General features: G+C 45.9%; 9 protein-coding genes. 3 read left to right on the top strand and 6 right to left on the bottom strand.

The features are described 5' to 3' along the window. Positions 1-410: 410 nt before the first annotated feature. From C3420_RS11610 to C3420_RS11585, 5 genes are all read right to left on the bottom strand, one after another. Positions 411-2030: an ABC1 kinase family protein gene (locus C3420_RS11610; RefSeq protein ID WP_103800572.1), complete on the bottom strand. Its 1620-nt coding sequence runs from the start codon at positions 2028-2030 to the stop codon at positions 411-413. A gap of 12 nt (positions 2031-2042) precedes the next feature. Next, complete coding sequence (locus C3420_RS11605; protein WP_103800573.1) at positions 2043-2720, bottom strand: ubiquinone biosynthesis accessory factor UbiJ; 678 nt, start codon at positions 2718-2720, stop codon at positions 2043-2045. A gap of 11 nt (positions 2721-2731) precedes the next feature. Continuing rightward, a complete protein-coding gene (gene ubiE, locus C3420_RS11600) occupies positions 2732-3676 on the bottom strand; it encodes a bifunctional demethylmenaquinone methyltransferase/2-methoxy-6-polyprenyl-1,4-benzoquinol methylase UbiE (RefSeq protein ID WP_004890506.1) in 945 nt (314 codons plus the stop codon). 483 nt (positions 3677-4159) lie between these two features. Continuing rightward, on the bottom strand, positions 4160-4483 hold the full coding sequence (locus C3420_RS11590) for a hypothetical protein (RefSeq protein WP_103800575.1): 324 nt from the start codon (positions 4481-4483) through the stop codon (positions 4160-4162). Between the two features lie 343 nt (positions 4484-4826). Beyond that, complete coding sequence (locus C3420_RS11585; RefSeq protein WP_048881195.1) at positions 4827-5531, bottom strand: FFLEELY motif protein; 705 nt, start codon at positions 5529-5531, stop codon at positions 4827-4829. Positions 5532-5738: 207 nt separating this feature from the next. Here C3420_RS11585 and C3420_RS11580 point away from each other — a divergent pair, with 207 nt between their 5' ends. After that, entirely contained in the window at positions 5739-7157 is a 1419-nt protein-coding gene (locus C3420_RS11580; protein WP_008303884.1) for a polyphosphate--AMP phosphotransferase, read from the top strand. A gap of 42 nt (positions 7158-7199) precedes the next feature. Here C3420_RS11580 and C3420_RS11575 read toward each other — a convergent pair whose 3' ends face one another. Next, on the bottom strand, positions 7200-7703 hold the full coding sequence (locus tag C3420_RS11575) for a hypothetical protein (protein WP_103800576.1): 504 nt from the start codon (positions 7701-7703) through the stop codon (positions 7200-7202). Positions 7704-7879: 176 nt separating this feature from the next. On the opposite strand from C3420_RS11575, the gene C3420_RS11570 reads away from it, so the two are divergent. Together C3420_RS11570 and C3420_RS11565 are read left to right on the top strand one after the other, a co-directional pair. Further along, positions 7880-11587, top strand: coding sequence for an exodeoxyribonuclease V subunit gamma (locus C3420_RS11570; RefSeq protein WP_103800577.1), 3708 nt, complete (start codon positions 7880-7882; stop codon positions 11585-11587). Continuing rightward, positions 11588-15706 carry a UvrD-helicase domain-containing protein gene (locus C3420_RS11565; RefSeq protein ID WP_103800578.1) on the top strand — a complete coding sequence of 1373 codons (4119 nt, stop codon included), beginning with the start codon at positions 11588-11590 and terminating at the stop codon, positions 15704-15706. Positions 15707-15765 lie beyond the last annotated feature (59 nt).

Here is a 15765-nt window from a genome sequence, read left to right as displayed (position 1 = left end):
AATTGCTCAACCATCAAATAGAAAGTTGACCATGAGATGCCTGTGTATCGCTTGAACTGAGGATCAGAAAGCTTGTTTGAATCGATGTATTTCATCCGCAGATTATGCACGAATGCCAAGAAATCCGAAGTGCAAATATTAACCAAAAAGAAGATCGTTTTTTGATTTATGAAAGAGATCTAATTGCTAGAGTAGTTAATTTAAATGTGTTATTAATCATAAATAATCCTTTATCCCGAACCTGTGTTTATGAATTGTAGTGTATTTTATCTTAAATAATAGGCTAAAAAATATATAAAAAAATAAATAAAATCTAGAGCATTTAAATACGTTATTACAAAATACTAATTAAATAATATATTCAGTAATGTAATAAAAAGCCCACAAGGTGTGGGCTTTTACTGGTTTAATTATTTTACTATTCGCCAAATGGCCAATACACTAGCCAAAACAATTAAAATAAACGAGATTAACCAAGGCGAAATAATGGCAATCGATAGTAATATTGCTATCAAGCTGCCAAAAATCCAGCTGCGTTTTTGCTGATGCTCCATTTGCAGACGCATCATTTGTAATTCATTTAATTGCTTCGCATGCCAGGCAGATTGATTTTTGAGACCATTCAAGCTGTCGATCATCAAGGTTGGTAAATCCTGCGCCCCTAAAAGCAGATCCGGGATTTTCTGTCCCAGTTCTTTCAGATTTTTCTGCGGATTCATCTGTGCCTTGATCCAGTCGGTCAGGATCGGTTTGGCCAGACTCCAGATATCCAGTTCCGGATATAGGTCAGTGCCTAGGCCCTCCACATGGACTAATGTTTTCAATAACAACATCAGTTGCGGTGGAATTTCCAGATGAAAGCGACGGGCAATGTCCATGACCTGAATCAGAATGCCGGCAAAGTCCAGCTCATGCATTGGTTTTGAAACCATTGGACCCACAGTACGGCGCATTTCGCGTGCCAGCGCATCCTGATCGGTACCTGGTGGAATCCAGCCGGCCTGATGCACAATCTGGATCAGCTGCATGAAGTCGCTGTTCATGACCGCCAGCAGCATGCGGGCCACAGTCATCTGATCATGTCTGGATAGCTCGCCCATAATCGCACAGTCCAGTGCGATAAAGCGCGGATTGGACAGATTAATGGTTTCTACAAAGACATTGCCTGGATGCATGTCGGCATGGAAGAAGTTATCCCGGAATACCTGGGTAAAGAAGATGGTGAGACCTTTACGTGCCAGGTCAGCACGATCCATACCCAGTTCATCAAAGGTGGCAATATCCGAAATCGGTACACCGGTAATCCGTTCTGCGACCAGTACATCCTTGCTGTCCATATAGACTTCAGGCACATACATCATGCTGGAGCCGGTGAAATAATGACGCATCCGGCGGGTATTATCCGCTTCCAGCGTCAAGTCCAGCTCATTCAGAATGATCTGACGATAATCCTGAATAATTTCCGATAAATGTAGGGCACGCGCTGCTTCCAGACGCTTTTCCAGAAAATCACCCAGCCAGCTCAGGATCTCGAAATCCTGCAAAATCTGATTACGGATATTCGGGCGGGTCACTTTGACTACGACTTCACGGCCATCATGCAGAGCAGCGGTATGCACCTGTGCAATTGATGCAGCAGCAAGTGGCTGAGCATCAAAACGGGCGAACAGGGTGTTTACATCGGCTTTCAGCGATTCCTGAATACGCATTTTAGCCACGTCATTGTCGAATGGCTTGACGCGATCCTGTAGTAAGACCAGTTGTTGCAGTACTTCAGGTGGAATCAGGTCACGACGCGTAGATAGCAATTGGCCCAGTTTGATTGCCAGTGGCCCCATTTCCTCTAAAGCTTCTTTCAGCTTGAGAGAATTTTTACGCTCTCGGCTGGACCATGCAGCCGGATGCATACGAATCAGAGACAGGATATGACGGCTTTTTTCTGGGAGTTCTTCCGCAGGAAACAACGTATCGAGTCGATAATGCGCGGCAATGCGCCAGAGTTCGAGTAAACGTGAAACATGCGGAATCATAAAGTGGTGTACCTAGTTTTGAGTTGAATCTTGTTGATTTTCAATCTGTATTTGAAGCTGATGAATCTTGGCTTCTACACGATCAATATTTTGATTGAGTATACGCGTATCTTGCTGTAAATCATCCATTTGCCAACGTGCAGCAAATAGACCGCTGTCTTCTTTAAGCGTATCTTCCATAAAGAACAGACCGCTTTGCAGACTGCGTTTGAGATGTTTGGGAGCCAGTTGCAATTTGCCAATTTCATGCGCAAGGGTTGGTCCGATCCATGGGCTTAAATGAGTCGCCAGATCAGGTTCAGCCTGTTGCATAATGCGCTGGATTTCCTGCAATAACTTATAGTCACCTTGCAGCGGAATATTGCCTATTTCATCTGAAAGCAGCAGTTTCAGCAGGTCAATGACATTATCGACTTGTAAAGTCGCAGTGGCTTCAGAACTCTGTGAGCTGTTGGCTTCATAAGGCCGCTGTTCAAAGATCGAAGCAGCTTCAGTATGCCCAGTGGCTGTTGGTTCCAGGCGAACCTTGCCATCATCAAAGAATACATCTACAGAAAGCTGCGGTGAGGCAATTACTACACGTAGCATTTTGCCAGCCAATGCATTTAACTGGATGCGGGTAATCGCATCCAGATCAATGAAATGGTGAATCACACGTTCAACGGCACCAAGTGCCAGAATTGACCACATGAATGGGAACCTTAAAGTTTAAAACCACGGTGAACAGCAACGATACCACCCGTCAGGTTATGGTAGTCACAGTTCTGGAAGCCGGCATTTTCCATCATGCCTTTTAGGGTGCGCTGATCTGGGTGCATACGAATCGATTCTGCCAGATATTTATAGCTTTCAGAATCATTGGCAATGATTTTACCCATGATTGGCAATGCTGTGAATGAATACAGATCATACAGTTTCGAGAATGGCTCAAAGACTGGTTTAGAAAATTCTAAAACAAGCAGACGGCCACCTGGCTTAAGCACACGGTACATCGAAGCAAGTGCAGCATCTTTATCAGTGACGTTACGTAGACCAAATGAAATGGTTAACAGGTCAAAACTGTTATCTGCAAATGGCTCTAAAGTTTCGGCATTGGCAAGTACGAAATCAACATTGGTACAGCCCGCATCAATCAAGCGATCACGACCCACATTTAGCATGGATTCGTTGATGTCAGATAATACTACATGACCGGTTGGACCAACTTCACGGCTGAATACTTTGGCCAGGTCACCCGTACCACCGGCGATATCCAGCACATGCTGACCACGGCGCACGCCTGACATGTTAATGGCAAAACGTTTCCATAGACGGTGAATACCAAAAGACATCAGATCATTCATGATGTCGTATTTGCTGGCGACAGAATGGAATACTTCCGCGACTTTTTGTGCTTTTTCTTCACTGCTGACAGTCTGATAGCCGAAGTGAGTGGTTGGACCGACATTACCGGTATTCGCCCCACGTGGCAGGTTATATTTCGGTATGCTACCTGTGACAGGTGTATCAGTCAGACGTTGTTCTAGAGACTGTTGCTGACCTTGTGGCGCACCTTGTGGTAACGGTGCAGTTAAGAATGGGCTCACTTTGTCTGTTTGTTGTGCCGACTCAGCTGTAGGGGTAGGCGTAGTATTTTCATTGGACATTGGAGTCACTCCTAACAGATCAATGGGGTTAATCTTGCATGCGTGCATGGACTGCATAATGACAGATTCTAAGATGTTATACAGCAATCATCATGCAATTGTTATGAATAATATACAGAAAAATGCGTCTTTAGCTGAAATCTCAGCCGAAAAATCGATCTTAATTGATGATAAAAAGTCATGATATACGTTCTGAATTTTTATATCTTCCTGCTGATGCGGTGCACCATAGCTTAATTAAATGGCGAGTCAAAACCTACTCAATTCTTTGTAGGTTTTTGCTTACATTGATTCAGGTTTTTAGCGACTATTTTATAGTGGTAGAAATTTCATATGATAAGTTCATCAGGAACAGGATGTTCCCTCTAAGAATAAAAATAGATAAATACAAGGAAAGTAAGGTACGACAGGAGTTATACCAAGCGAACCAATACGAAAAACCCCGGTAGGATGCCGGGGTTTTTCATTTTGTATCCAGAATTTTTAAGATTCGTCCAGTTTATGGATGAACTGGTTTTTACCATAGCGAATGGACAGTTGATTCAGCTCATAATAAAGACCATCTCCTAGTGCATAATCCCCACGTTCAACAGAGATAATCCGTTGTTTATCTGTGGTAATCACAATATGGAAATAGCCTATCTTTAACTTGCATTTCAGATCATGAACAAGCATCGCCTGACCGTAAATATCCAAAGACTTATGGCTTTCAATCTGTATATCTTGAGCATCAATTTTATAACTGTTTATTGAAGGTCTCAGGTTTATTTGTACAGTGCCGCGAATAGATAACTGTTTGTACCCCATTACATTTTTCCTAAAATTCATTGACATGGGTACATCTATAAAGAATCAAGATATACGGAGGCTTAGATAACACGTAAGCCGATCAAGTACGTTGACCATAAACAGATTAATTTCTGTAAATTGTGCATAATTTTTATAACTTTATTAGAGACTATAACGGATTGATTGATACGATTAGGGCTTTGGAACCATTATTTTGTCTATTTATTGAGACCTGATTTTTTTGTATCGATGAAATTACTACGATTTAAAAATAGCTGGTTAATTGGGTTAAGAGAATAAGGCAAGCAGATGCCAGCCTTATCCTAAGGTGATATTTTCAGATTTTTTAAGCTGTCGGGAATTAACGGAAAGGCTGAGGATCACCAGCATGCACGCGATCAATGATATTACGCTCAGTTGCCGTAAATTCACGTACAAACTTTTCTGCGGACTTAAGTGGTTTCATCGCTAGGAATCCATCCTGCATAAACTCATACATGACTTCAAAACGGTATTTTTCTGCGGCACCTTTACACATTTTAAATGCTGCCTGCACAATGAACGACCGCATATATTTATCCAGATGAGTACCGAGCTGATCCAGCATGGCTAGCTGTCTAAGGCGATCCTGGCCTTGATCCAGCTTTAAATAGGTTAGACGCATAATTTCATCAGTCAGTGATTCGGCTGGATGATAATCTTCCAATAACTGTTGTGCCACCTGCTCATCAAGCTGTACCGCAAGAATGGCCAGCTCTACTCCGTGAGTGCCGGTCTTGATCGCATTATCCGGGATCAGCTTTTCCGCCTTATGCGCATAGCGCGTCAAGCGGGCAATCTGTTCTGCCAGCGCATCGAAGTCCGGTCCACCATAAAGACGGTTCAGGAAATATTCTGACATCAGCACATTTTGCTTTTCTGCAAACTGCTTGGCATGAGTGCGTTGCATACGTTCTTTTTGCCAGAGCTGGACATCTTGCAGACGTTGTTGCAGTTCCGGTTGCTTATGATAGTTCAGTTGATAATAACGTTCCAGAAGATCGTCTAAAACCGCAAGTTTGGACATGGGAAGTTCAAATATGGTTATGGATGCGGGAATCTTAGAACGAGTTAGGATGGCGCGCTATGACAAATTGACCGGTTGCACAGGATTTGAAGTCAATTTGTTGAAAAGTTCGACAAAAAAGATCGTTTAAAAATCGTAGCGATCGCTATTCACCAAGCAAAAAGCCTGTCTATACTGTATTCACGAACAAGAAAAACAGAACAGGTTATGTCTACAGAACAGCAACAATTTCAATTGATTGAAGAAAATGAATTATCGTTACAGCTTATCGATGCGCAATATGCCCTGAAAGATACACGCGGACATAAGAATGCTAAAAGTTTAGTCATACTGGTCAATGGAATTGAGCTGGCCGGCAAAGGTGAAGCGGTTAAGCAATTACGGGAATGGGTTGACCCGCGTTATTTGCGGGTAAAAGCAGACCAGCCACGGCCCCTAAATGAAAGACAGACTTTCTGGCAGCCTTATGCACGCTTTATCCCGGCTGAAGGACAGATCATGGTGTTGTTTGGTAACTGGTATACAGATTTGCTGAGTACCGCCATGCATGTAGCGAATCCTATAGATGAAAGCATGTTTGATCATTATGTCGAACAGATGCGTGCCTTTGAGCAGGATCTGAAAAATAACCATGTTGATGTGATCAAGATCTGGTTTGATCTGCCCTGGAAGTCTTTACAAAAACGTTTAGATGATATTGATCCAAGTGAGATGCATTGGCATCGTTTACACGGTCTGGATTGGCGCAGTCGTAAGCAATATGACGCGATCCAGCGTTTGCGTCAACGTTTTACTGAGGACTGGATCATCATTGATGGTGAAGATGCAACCCGGCGTGACCAGCAGTTTGCCCAGACTATTCTTGCGGCCTTGAAACACTGTCCGGATCATCCTGCTAAAGGAAGTAAGACATGGTCCCCGGCATCTATTCCTAAAGCATTGCTGCAGCCTTCGCGGGAGCCGGTGGATCAGAATACCTATAAGGACGAACTCAAGAAACTGACCCGCAAGGTGGCTAGCGCAATGCGTATGGATCAACGTAATGTGGTGATCGTATTCGAGGGGATGGATGCAGCCGGTAAGGGGGGAGCAATCAAGCGGCTGGTGAAAAAGCTTGATCCACGCGAATATGAAATTCATACCATTGGTGCACCGGAAAAATATGAATTGCGCCGTCCTTATTTGTGGCGTTTCTGGACTAGGTTACAGCCGGAAGACAAGATTACGATTTTTGACCGGTCCTGGTATGGGCGGGTACTGGTAGAACGGATTGAAGAACTGATTAGTCCTGCGCAATGGCAGGCATCTTATGCAGAAATTAACCGGTTTGAAAATGACCTGATTGAGGCACAGACTGTAATTATCAAGTTCTGGCTAGCGATTTCCAAGGACGAACAGGCTGAACGTTTTAAGGCGCGTGAACAGACGCCGCATAAACGTTTCAAGATCACTGATGAAGACTGGCGTAACCGTGAACGCTGGGAGGATTATTTGCAGGCAGCGGCGGATATGTTTGAGCATACCAGCACCGATCAGGCGCCATGGCATGTGATTGCTACCGATGACAAGGATAGCGCGCGTTTACAAATCTTGAAGACTATACTGAAACAGCTTGGCGTAAGTTAATACGACCAAGCTGCTTTTAAGTAAGATGATTCTAAATCAAAATCATACAGTTTTAGCTTGCTGTTTTTGCTGGATATTTTTGGCTAGTTTATAAGAGTCTTCCACATGTGCCTCGGCAACTTTTTTCATTACGAAGTAGCCTAAACTTGCCGCAATTAACTGACCACCGAGCGGGATAAATTTGGTTACTTGCTTGGTGATATATTTTGCGGCAACATTATTGATGGATTTTTTTACTGCCGTACGTGCCACCACAAAACCAGAAAATTGTACGCCGCGTTTACGTAATTCATCCCATTGAACCTGTTTGGTTTTTGGATCAAATACGCTGACCCGCTCTGGCGCCAAGCTGAATCGGGCATTGATTTCAGGAATCAGCTGTGACAGGATGCCGACGTCAATCAAGACATCAAGAAACGGTACCGGAATCACGGCTGCACCTGCAGACATATAGGCACGCTTCTTAATCAGCTCCAGGCATTCTTCACGGATCTGTTCTAGATTTAAACTTGGATCAATTTGATCGGGAAATTTGTCTAATTTCATGGGCGATTACCTAAAGCTTCCTGTTGTTGTTTTTCTAAAAAAGTATCCATAAGATGCTTTTTTAAAAGAAATTTTTCTACTTAAGTGTAGATTAAAAGTGACATAGACAGAACAGGGTGTATAGTAAATAATCTTTATTGTTTTGTAGTGCTGCTTTCTTTTAATTTGGGGAATTCATGGCTATTCATGTTATTCAAAGTCAGAAAATTGATGTGCTTTTGGATAGCATGCTGCTGGTTACGAGTCAGCAGAAAAGAACTGCTTTTCAGGTGCTTGAGCCGCAGCATTTCATTGTACCTTCGCCCGCAGTTGAAGCCTGGCTCACCCAGAAAATTGCCGAGAAAAAGGGCATCAGTGCCAATACACAATTTCACCACCGAATTCGTGCTTTTCAATGGACTTCTTATCAATGGGTGCTAAACAGCCAGAAAGAGCTGGAGCAGGTCCGTGAAGCCAATATTCCACGTATCATCATTAAATGGCGAGCCTTTCAGGCGCTGCGCAAGACCATTCTGGCGGATGAAATTCCACTCAAATCCCAGCATCCGCTGTATTCGATTGTAAAGCGGATTTATGACAGCGCTGACCGTCTGGAACAGCCGAATGAACGTCTGCTCAAAAAACAAAGCATGCTGTACTGGGTCTGTGAACAGGTATCGCGCCTGTTTAGCCACTATATGGATTATCGCGGTTATTGTGCACACAATTGTCCGCCGCAACAATGTAGTTGCCCGACCAACTGGCTGAACAACTGGGGACAGAATCTGCCTTTAGAAATAGAGCAGATGCTATATATCCCCAAAGATGAAAATGGTCAGGAAATTCCGGTAGCGGATTTCGTCAAAATTCAGGCACGGGAACTGGAAGCCTGGCAGCGCTGGCTGTGGCAGAACGTATTTCAGGATGACTATGCCAAAATCCTGGAAATTGAAAAGCTGTACTGGGAACGCATCGAAAATCCGGAAACCCGAATGCAGGCCTTAAAGCAGCTGCCATCCCAGGTGGTGGTCTTTAGCATGCTGGAATTGCCACCGGCTCAGCTGGATTTCTTGCGCCGTCTGGGTCAGTACATCGAGATTTATATTTTCCATTTTAACCCGTCACAGGAATACTGGGCGGATAGCGTCGATCCGAGCTGGAAGTCGCGCTATGACCTGGGTGTACAGGAACGCTTTATCCGCAAATACGAACAGTCTCGTGGAGGCAAGCCGAGTGATGAGGAAATTGCTGCATTCTGGAAAAAGTTCCAGCTGAACTTTAATGCTGAAGACCGTGAATCACGTCATCCATTACTGACCCGATTTGGTAAGCAGGCACGAGATCACTTTTCTCTATTATCCAAACTGTCTTCGGGTGAGGAAGGACATTGGGCGGATGCCTTTGTCGATGACTATCAGGACCATCTGCTGGCAAAAATCCAGTCGGATATTCTGTATCTGGTAGAACCGGAGCGGCATACTTATCCCTTGAAGCCGGACGATAGCTCGGTACAGATCCATGTCTGTCATTCTTCATTACGCCAACTGGAAGTACTGCGCGAACAAATCATTCACTGGCTAGCTCAGGGCACAAAAGAAGTACCGCGTCAGCCAAGTGATATCCTGGTATTGAGTCCAAACCTGAAAGAACTGGAACCGGCGATTCGTAGTGTCTTTGCCCCACCACCACGTGAACGAGAAGGCAGCCAGACCCGTCTGCGCAAAAACAATATTTATCTGCCGATCCAGATATCCGGGGTATCCCGTCTGGATGTCAGCAATGCCTGGCGTGCCGTGCTGGGCCGCATACAGTTGATGCATCGCCGTTTTAGCATTGAAGATTTTGCCGACTGGCTGAGTTTAAGTGCGACCCAACAGTACTATGCATTGGACTATGCACAAGTGGAACGCATTATCCAGCTACTCAGTGATGCCGGTTTTAAGCGCGGTTTAGATCAGCAGCATTTACAGCAACAGTTATATGAAGGTGATGAAGATTACCGCTTTAGCTTCCGCTTTGCTCTGGATCGCTTGGTACTGGGCATGGCGGTGCCAGAACATCAGCTGTTTGAAGATACTCTCAGTTATGCCAAAGTGCTCAGCAGTGATTTTCCGCTGATTGTTATCCTGATCCAGATTTATGAGGATTTCAATGAACGTCGCGGCTGGCTGAATGCGCATGAGCAGGGACAGCGTACACCGGTAAAAACCTGGCTGGAATATCTAAATCGGGACGTGAATGAATTCCGCAGCAATGGGGTTGAGTCGCTAAAAACCGTAGCAGAAATCATTGAAAAGCAGATGCGTATGCTGACGCTGGCCGATTATCATGATCAGGATGATCCAAATGCGAATCAGGAACTGGTGGCATTGAGCTTACCATTGCCTTATGTCTTGGAAGAAATCCAGAATAGTCTGGACATGCAGCTGGATCAGGCCGAACCGACCGGACAAATTACCTTTAGCCAGATTGGCCAGATTCGCCCGCTGCCTTATAAGCTGGTGGTGATGCTGAATCTGGATACGGGCAAATTCCCGAGCCGAAATCAGCAGCTACCGTTTGACTTGATGAGCATTCTTAAGCCACAGCTCGGTGACCGCTCCCGTCTGGATGATGATCAGGGTGCATTTCTGGATGCCTTGCTGTTAGCACAGGAAAATCTGTGGCTGTTCTACAACGGCTTTGATGTGAATGATGGCGAAGTGCGTGATCCATCCACGTCACTGCAGGAATTGATCCAGCATATTGCCCTGATCTGCCAGTCCGAGCATCCAGATGCAGATGTCGATGTGATGACCGAGATGAATGGCTTGCCAGTCGCAGCGCATATCCAGCAGCTCTATCATGTGCATCCTTTACAGCCTTTTGATCCAGTTGGTTTTAGTACACTACGTACCCCACGTTTTCAGGATCAGTGGCATGATGTGGCTTTTTTTCTTTGTAAGGCTGAAGGGCAGCGTCGCAGCTGGATTAATATCCATTGTCCGCCAGTACAGCAGGAGCAGATTCGGATTCTGCATGGCGATGAATGGATTCGGGACATGATCTTCCCGGCACGTCTGTTCCTGAAAAGTGTTGGCATTTCCAGCGTGAAATATAAAGACTTGCCCGCGGCACAGGAACCATTATTGCTGGATAAATTGCAGCAATATCAGGTACGGGATTTCCTGCAGCAGCAGGAACAGGAAATAGATACCCGGTTGATGCTGGATCGTCTGCCAGTCGGAAAAACCCAGGAAGCAACCTGGCTGAGTACCCAGCAGGAACAGGAATTGCTGCAGCAGCGCCTACAGCAACTGGACAAACAGATTACTCGTACCACGCAGCAAAACTATCGTTATTCATCTGATCTGATGTTGCAGATTACTGTGCCGCAGCAACCGAATGCGTCGTACTGGCTGAGCATGCAGTCCGCTTCAGCCTCAGAGCGCCGTCGCGCGCATGTCTGGCTGGAATATCTGCTTTGGCTGGCCTATTTAAATGATGACAGTTATACCGCAGAGCTGGAACGAATTGTGCTGTTCAGTAACAAGACCGTAAAATTCTGCAAGGTGACATCTTCTCAGGCTAAAGAATATTTGGCTCACTGGTTTAAGGCCTGGGAAGCAGGTCAGCAGCAACCGGTAGTGTTGCCGGCTGAGCTCATTCTGAAAAAAGACTGGCAATGGGAAACCAATGAGCAGGGTCAAATGATTATTGGTGATCTGGATAAGCTGCTGGCGGCCTGGAACAACACTTATGAAAGTACCCGCCCACTGAGTTCGGATGAGTCCTGTGTACTGCATCAGGACTGGCAGTTCATTTTGCAGGATCAGGATCCAGAGCAGGCGTTGCAGCATAGCTTGCTAAAATTTGCCTATGACTTGTATGCTCCGATTCAACAACATTTAGAGTGGGTAAAATAAATGACCATCGCCCCTCAACAGCAGCATAAAATTTCAATTAATCCCATTCAGGACATGACCTTTAGTGGTCTGCACTGGATCGAAGCTTCGGCAGGAACCGGCAAAACCTATACCCTGTCTAGCCTGATGGTGCGGATTTTTCTGGATAAATACTATCCACCTCAGGTCATTGCGACGACGTTTACCCGTAAGGCAACAGCTGAACTGAAAAGCCGGGTACGCGCACGTGTGGAAGAAACTTTACGTTATATCCAGCGCTATCAGCATCTTAATTCGGTAGAAATGGCCCAGCAGATCGTGCAGGAATCTGATCCGTTGTTGCAGAAAGTGCTGCAAGATTATGGCAGTCGTATGGATTACGCTCGCCGTCGTCTGGGATTGGTACTAAACCAACTGGATGAACTGTTTGTCGGCACGCTGGACAGTTTTAGCCAGAAGCTGCTGCGTGAATTCGCCTTTGAAAGTGGTCGGATTGAACGTGCTGAACTGACTGAAGATCAGGACCTGTATATTCAGCAGCTGATTCATGATGTACTACGGGAATGGATCCAGCAGCAGCCGCAGTATGTCATTAACCAGATGTATTTACAGAACCAGCTCAAATCCCCTGAGCACTATGTGGGGCTGGTACGTGATGCACTCAATTTTAGCGCCAATCACTTCCAGTCAGTCCGCCAGGTAGAATGGGATTTGGGCGAACTTGATGCCTGTATTGAACAGCTGGTCAATATCAGTCCGGCAGAACTCCTCAAGATACAGACTTACTGCGCCGAAACCCCGAAATATTTTCATAAAAACTTTCATGTAAAACTATCGGAGATCTGCAGCAATTTTTCTGACTGGGCGGTACAGCTGAGTGAACAGAAGGGTATGTGCTTCTTTGATCCTGAGCTGTGCAAGCTGGTGCTGAAGTTATGTTATCTGCTGCGTAATAAAACTGATTTTCAGCCAGGCAAGCAGCGTTTTACCAAAAGCTGTAGCGAAGAAGAGCAGCAGTATTTCCTCAGCCATCCGCTGATCTGTGCCATCGAAGCCCTATGCAATGTGAAACAGGCACTGGATGAGAAATTCAAACAGCTCACGGCTTATTTGGAATATCACCTGATTCGCAGCGTGCAGCATCGTCTGCCGCAGACTTTACAGAAGCAGGGAGAGACTACCTTCTCGCAACAGATCCGTACCCTGACTGAAGCCTTGCAAGGTGAGCAGGGGCGCCGTTTTGCCCAGTTTGTGCAGTCTCGTTATCCCTTAATTCTGGTAGATGAATTTCAGGACACTAACCAGGATCAGGACGATCTGCTGGCACGAATCTGGCGGGATGCTGCGCGGGTACAGCTCGGCTGTATGATCATGGTCGGTGATCCAAAACAGGCAATTTATGGTTTCCGTGGCGGCGACATGCTGACCTATAACAAGGCACATGCTGATGTCCGTTTAAAGCAGGGCTATGAATATACCCTGACCCAGAACCACCGCTCGGTCAAAGCTTTGGTGGAAGTGGTTGATGCCCTGTTTCAGCGGCAGATGGATTTTGGTGAAAGCGTTAATTATAGTTTGATTCAAGCCGGTAGTCGTCCCCATCCGGACCTGATTGATTCCGCACAAGCTAATCCTTATCCATTACGTTGGATGCAGCTGGGTGAGCAGGAGCATGAAGCCGATCAGGTGGCCTGGAAAATCCGCGAATTACTGAACCAAGCTGCACAGCAACAACTATATTTCCAGCAGCAGGACAGTTCTGCTCCTCTAACTGAGGATGATATTGCTGTACTGTCCTTTGGACATTATGCGCTGGAACAGGTCAAGCAGCGTCTGCAACGCATGGGGATTGCCTGTTATAAGGAATCAAAACAGAGTGTCTTTGCCAGCAACGTGGCACAGGATGTCGCCGCGGTGCTGACCGCGATCATGGACCCGTTTAATGAGGCCAAGGTTCGTCGTGCTTTAGTGACCCGTCTGCTCGGCTTTGACCTGAAAAAGCTGCTGGAGCTGCAACAGCAGCCAGTTGGCCTAAGTACTTTTATTGCCGATTTTGAGGTGATCCGGGAAATGTGGTTCGACAAGGGCTTCCTGAGTGCTTGGAACTATACCCTGAACCTGTTTGACGTCTGGACTAATCTGGTATCGAGCAAGAGCATTGATAATGAGCGGGTTGTGGTTAATCTGCGTCATCTGACCGAAATCCTGTCGCAGCAAAGCGAATATTATCAGGGTGCACAGAAGCTATATCACTGGTATCTGCGCCAGTTACAGTCTCCTTCTGGCAAAGACAGTGAAAAAGAGCGCAAGCTCTCCGGTGACCGTGGCGTACAGTTGCTGACAATTCATGCCTCCAAAGGTCTTGAATTCAAAATCGTATTCCTGATGGGCGCTGATGCGCCGTTTGACGTCAACAAAGGTAACCTTAACTTCTCGCTGGCCGGTCATGAGCAGGACGATATTCTGAATCAGTCACGAGTGATTGCGGTAAATCGTGAGGATCTGCATGAGCAGGCACAGCTGCAGAATGCCGCACGGAATGCCGCAGAGAATCACCGTCTCTGGTATGTGGCGCTAACGCGTGCCAGCCATCGGGTTTACGCCATGCTACAGGATCAGAGTGGTCAATCAGATTCGTGTCTGGCCTACTGGCGTGGGCAGGGCGAGCAGGTCTTCCAGCACCCGCTCAGCTGTATGGAAAATACCTTAACAGCAGCACCACCGCGTATTGCGGTAGAACAGATGCAAACAGCACTGGAATTAGTTGCTCATCCTTTACCGGAACAGCAGTTCTATCCACGGACCAAAACCAGCTTCACCGCTTTATCGAGACATCAGCTGCATGTAACCGTACTGCAAGATGATCTGGTCAGTCTATATGAACACCCAGAAAGTGCTGCCGATGAAATCCATCTGCAGACAGAAGCAGAAGTGCTGCAACAGCCATTGGACTGGATCAAGCTGAATTTTCCTAAAGGTACTGTGGCCGGAACTTTCTTGCACAGTATTTTCGAGCATCTGGATTTTCAGGATAGCAGTTACTGGAATCTGGAAATCCGCCGTCGTTTCAAGAATACCGCGCCACATATCTGGATGGAATTGAAAGACCGGTTCCAGCAGGATTTTCAGATTCTAGAGCTACTGCAGCAGGCCTTCCAGCAGTATTATCTGCAGGCCACGATTAACCTGAATACTCTGTTTAAACGGGTAGCCAGTAATGCCAGCTTAAAAGCAGGAGCGCTAGCTGAGGCTATTTTGCATGTTATGGCCAGCGTCAACTACAAACTGTTGACCGGTATCCGCTTGCATGACCAAAGTGTTGCCTATCGCCATACATGGCACAGCTTTTTCCAGCAGCCATCTTTAGATGTCACTCATTTTCTACAGTTTATGACGCAGTTTGAGCGTTATTTTCTGGAACTGGATGATGATGCCTTTATTCAGCAGTTTGAGCAGGCAATGGGGCAGCTGCCTAAAGCAAGCACGCATGAAAATCTTGATGTGACTGGACTAATGCAGCAGTCAGCGGATCTATTCTTTGAAGAATTATCCGAAGATATTCTGCTGAATCTAATGCATGATTGGGTCGGGGAAATCCTGAACACACCGATTCAGAGCGAGTTTCGTTTAAGCCAGCTGGATCAGCACAGCTTTTTGTCGGAATTCCCGTTTTATCTGGCTTTGAATGATGCCCCGTTACAGATTCGCCAGATTCAGCAGCTGTTTGCGGATTATGGCCTGATCATGCCGGACTTTAATGAGGCCAAATCGGCACGTTACCTGACCGGGGCAATTGACCTGGTATATTTTGATGGTCAGCGCTATCACATCGCTGATTATAAGAGTAACTATCTCGGTGCCAATCAGCAGGATTATCTGCCGGAAGCAATTCATGACAGCATGACGCATTCCAGTTACTGGTTGCAGGCTGCCCTGTATCTGGTCGCCATGCACCGCTATTTAAGCGCTAATTTGCAGGGTTATGACATCCGGCAGCATCTGGGTGGAGCGACCTATTTGTATCTGCGTGGCATGAATGGGCAGGCCGGACAGGGGCTATATCACTGGCAGCCTGAAGTTGAATTTATCCAAAAATTGGATCATATTCTGGGCTATTATGCGGTGAATAAGTCAGCATAAAATGGCGAAACTAAGAAATATATACAATAGAAACAGAAAATTATCCTGTGGATAAGTTT

Origin of the sequence: Acinetobacter sp. ACNIH3 (genome assembly GCF_002918965.1) — a bacterium.
Lineage (GTDB): Bacteria > Pseudomonadota > Gammaproteobacteria > Pseudomonadales > Moraxellaceae > Acinetobacter > Acinetobacter schindleri.
Note: the sequence above shows the minus strand (reverse complement) of the source record. Positions and strands in the feature narration are given on the sequence as shown.

What these genes read in the sequence shown, in the direction of transcription:
- C3420_RS11610 (WP_103800572.1), bottom strand. Translation starts at nt 2,030, where the DNA reads ATGATTCCGCATGTTTCACGTTTACTCGAACTCTGGCGCATTGCCGCG.
- C3420_RS11605 (WP_103800573.1), bottom strand. Translation starts at nt 2,720, where the DNA reads ATGTGGTCAATTCTGGCACTTGGTGCCGTTGAACGTGTGATTCACCAT.
- ubiE (WP_004890506.1), bottom strand. Translation starts at nt 3,676, where the DNA reads ATGTCCAATGAAAATACTACGCCTACCCCTACAGCTGAGTCGGCACAA.
- C3420_RS11590 (WP_103800575.1), bottom strand. Translation starts at nt 4,483, where the DNA reads ATGGGGTACAAACAGTTATCTATTCGCGGCACTGTACAAATAAACCTG.
- C3420_RS11585 (WP_048881195.1), bottom strand. Translation starts at nt 5,531, where the DNA reads ATGTCCAAACTTGCGGTTTTAGACGATCTTCTGGAACGTTATTATCAA.
- C3420_RS11580 (WP_008303884.1), top strand. Translation starts at nt 5,739, where the DNA reads ATGTCTACAGAACAGCAACAATTTCAATTGATTGAAGAAAATGAATTA.
- C3420_RS11575 (WP_103800576.1), bottom strand. Translation starts at nt 7,703, where the DNA reads ATGAAATTAGACAAATTTCCCGATCAAATTGATCCAAGTTTAAATCTA.
- C3420_RS11570 (WP_103800577.1), top strand. Translation starts at nt 7,880, where the DNA reads ATGGCTATTCATGTTATTCAAAGTCAGAAAATTGATGTGCTTTTGGAT.
- C3420_RS11565 (WP_103800578.1), top strand. Translation starts at nt 11,588, where the DNA reads ATGACCATCGCCCCTCAACAGCAGCATAAAATTTCAATTAATCCCATT.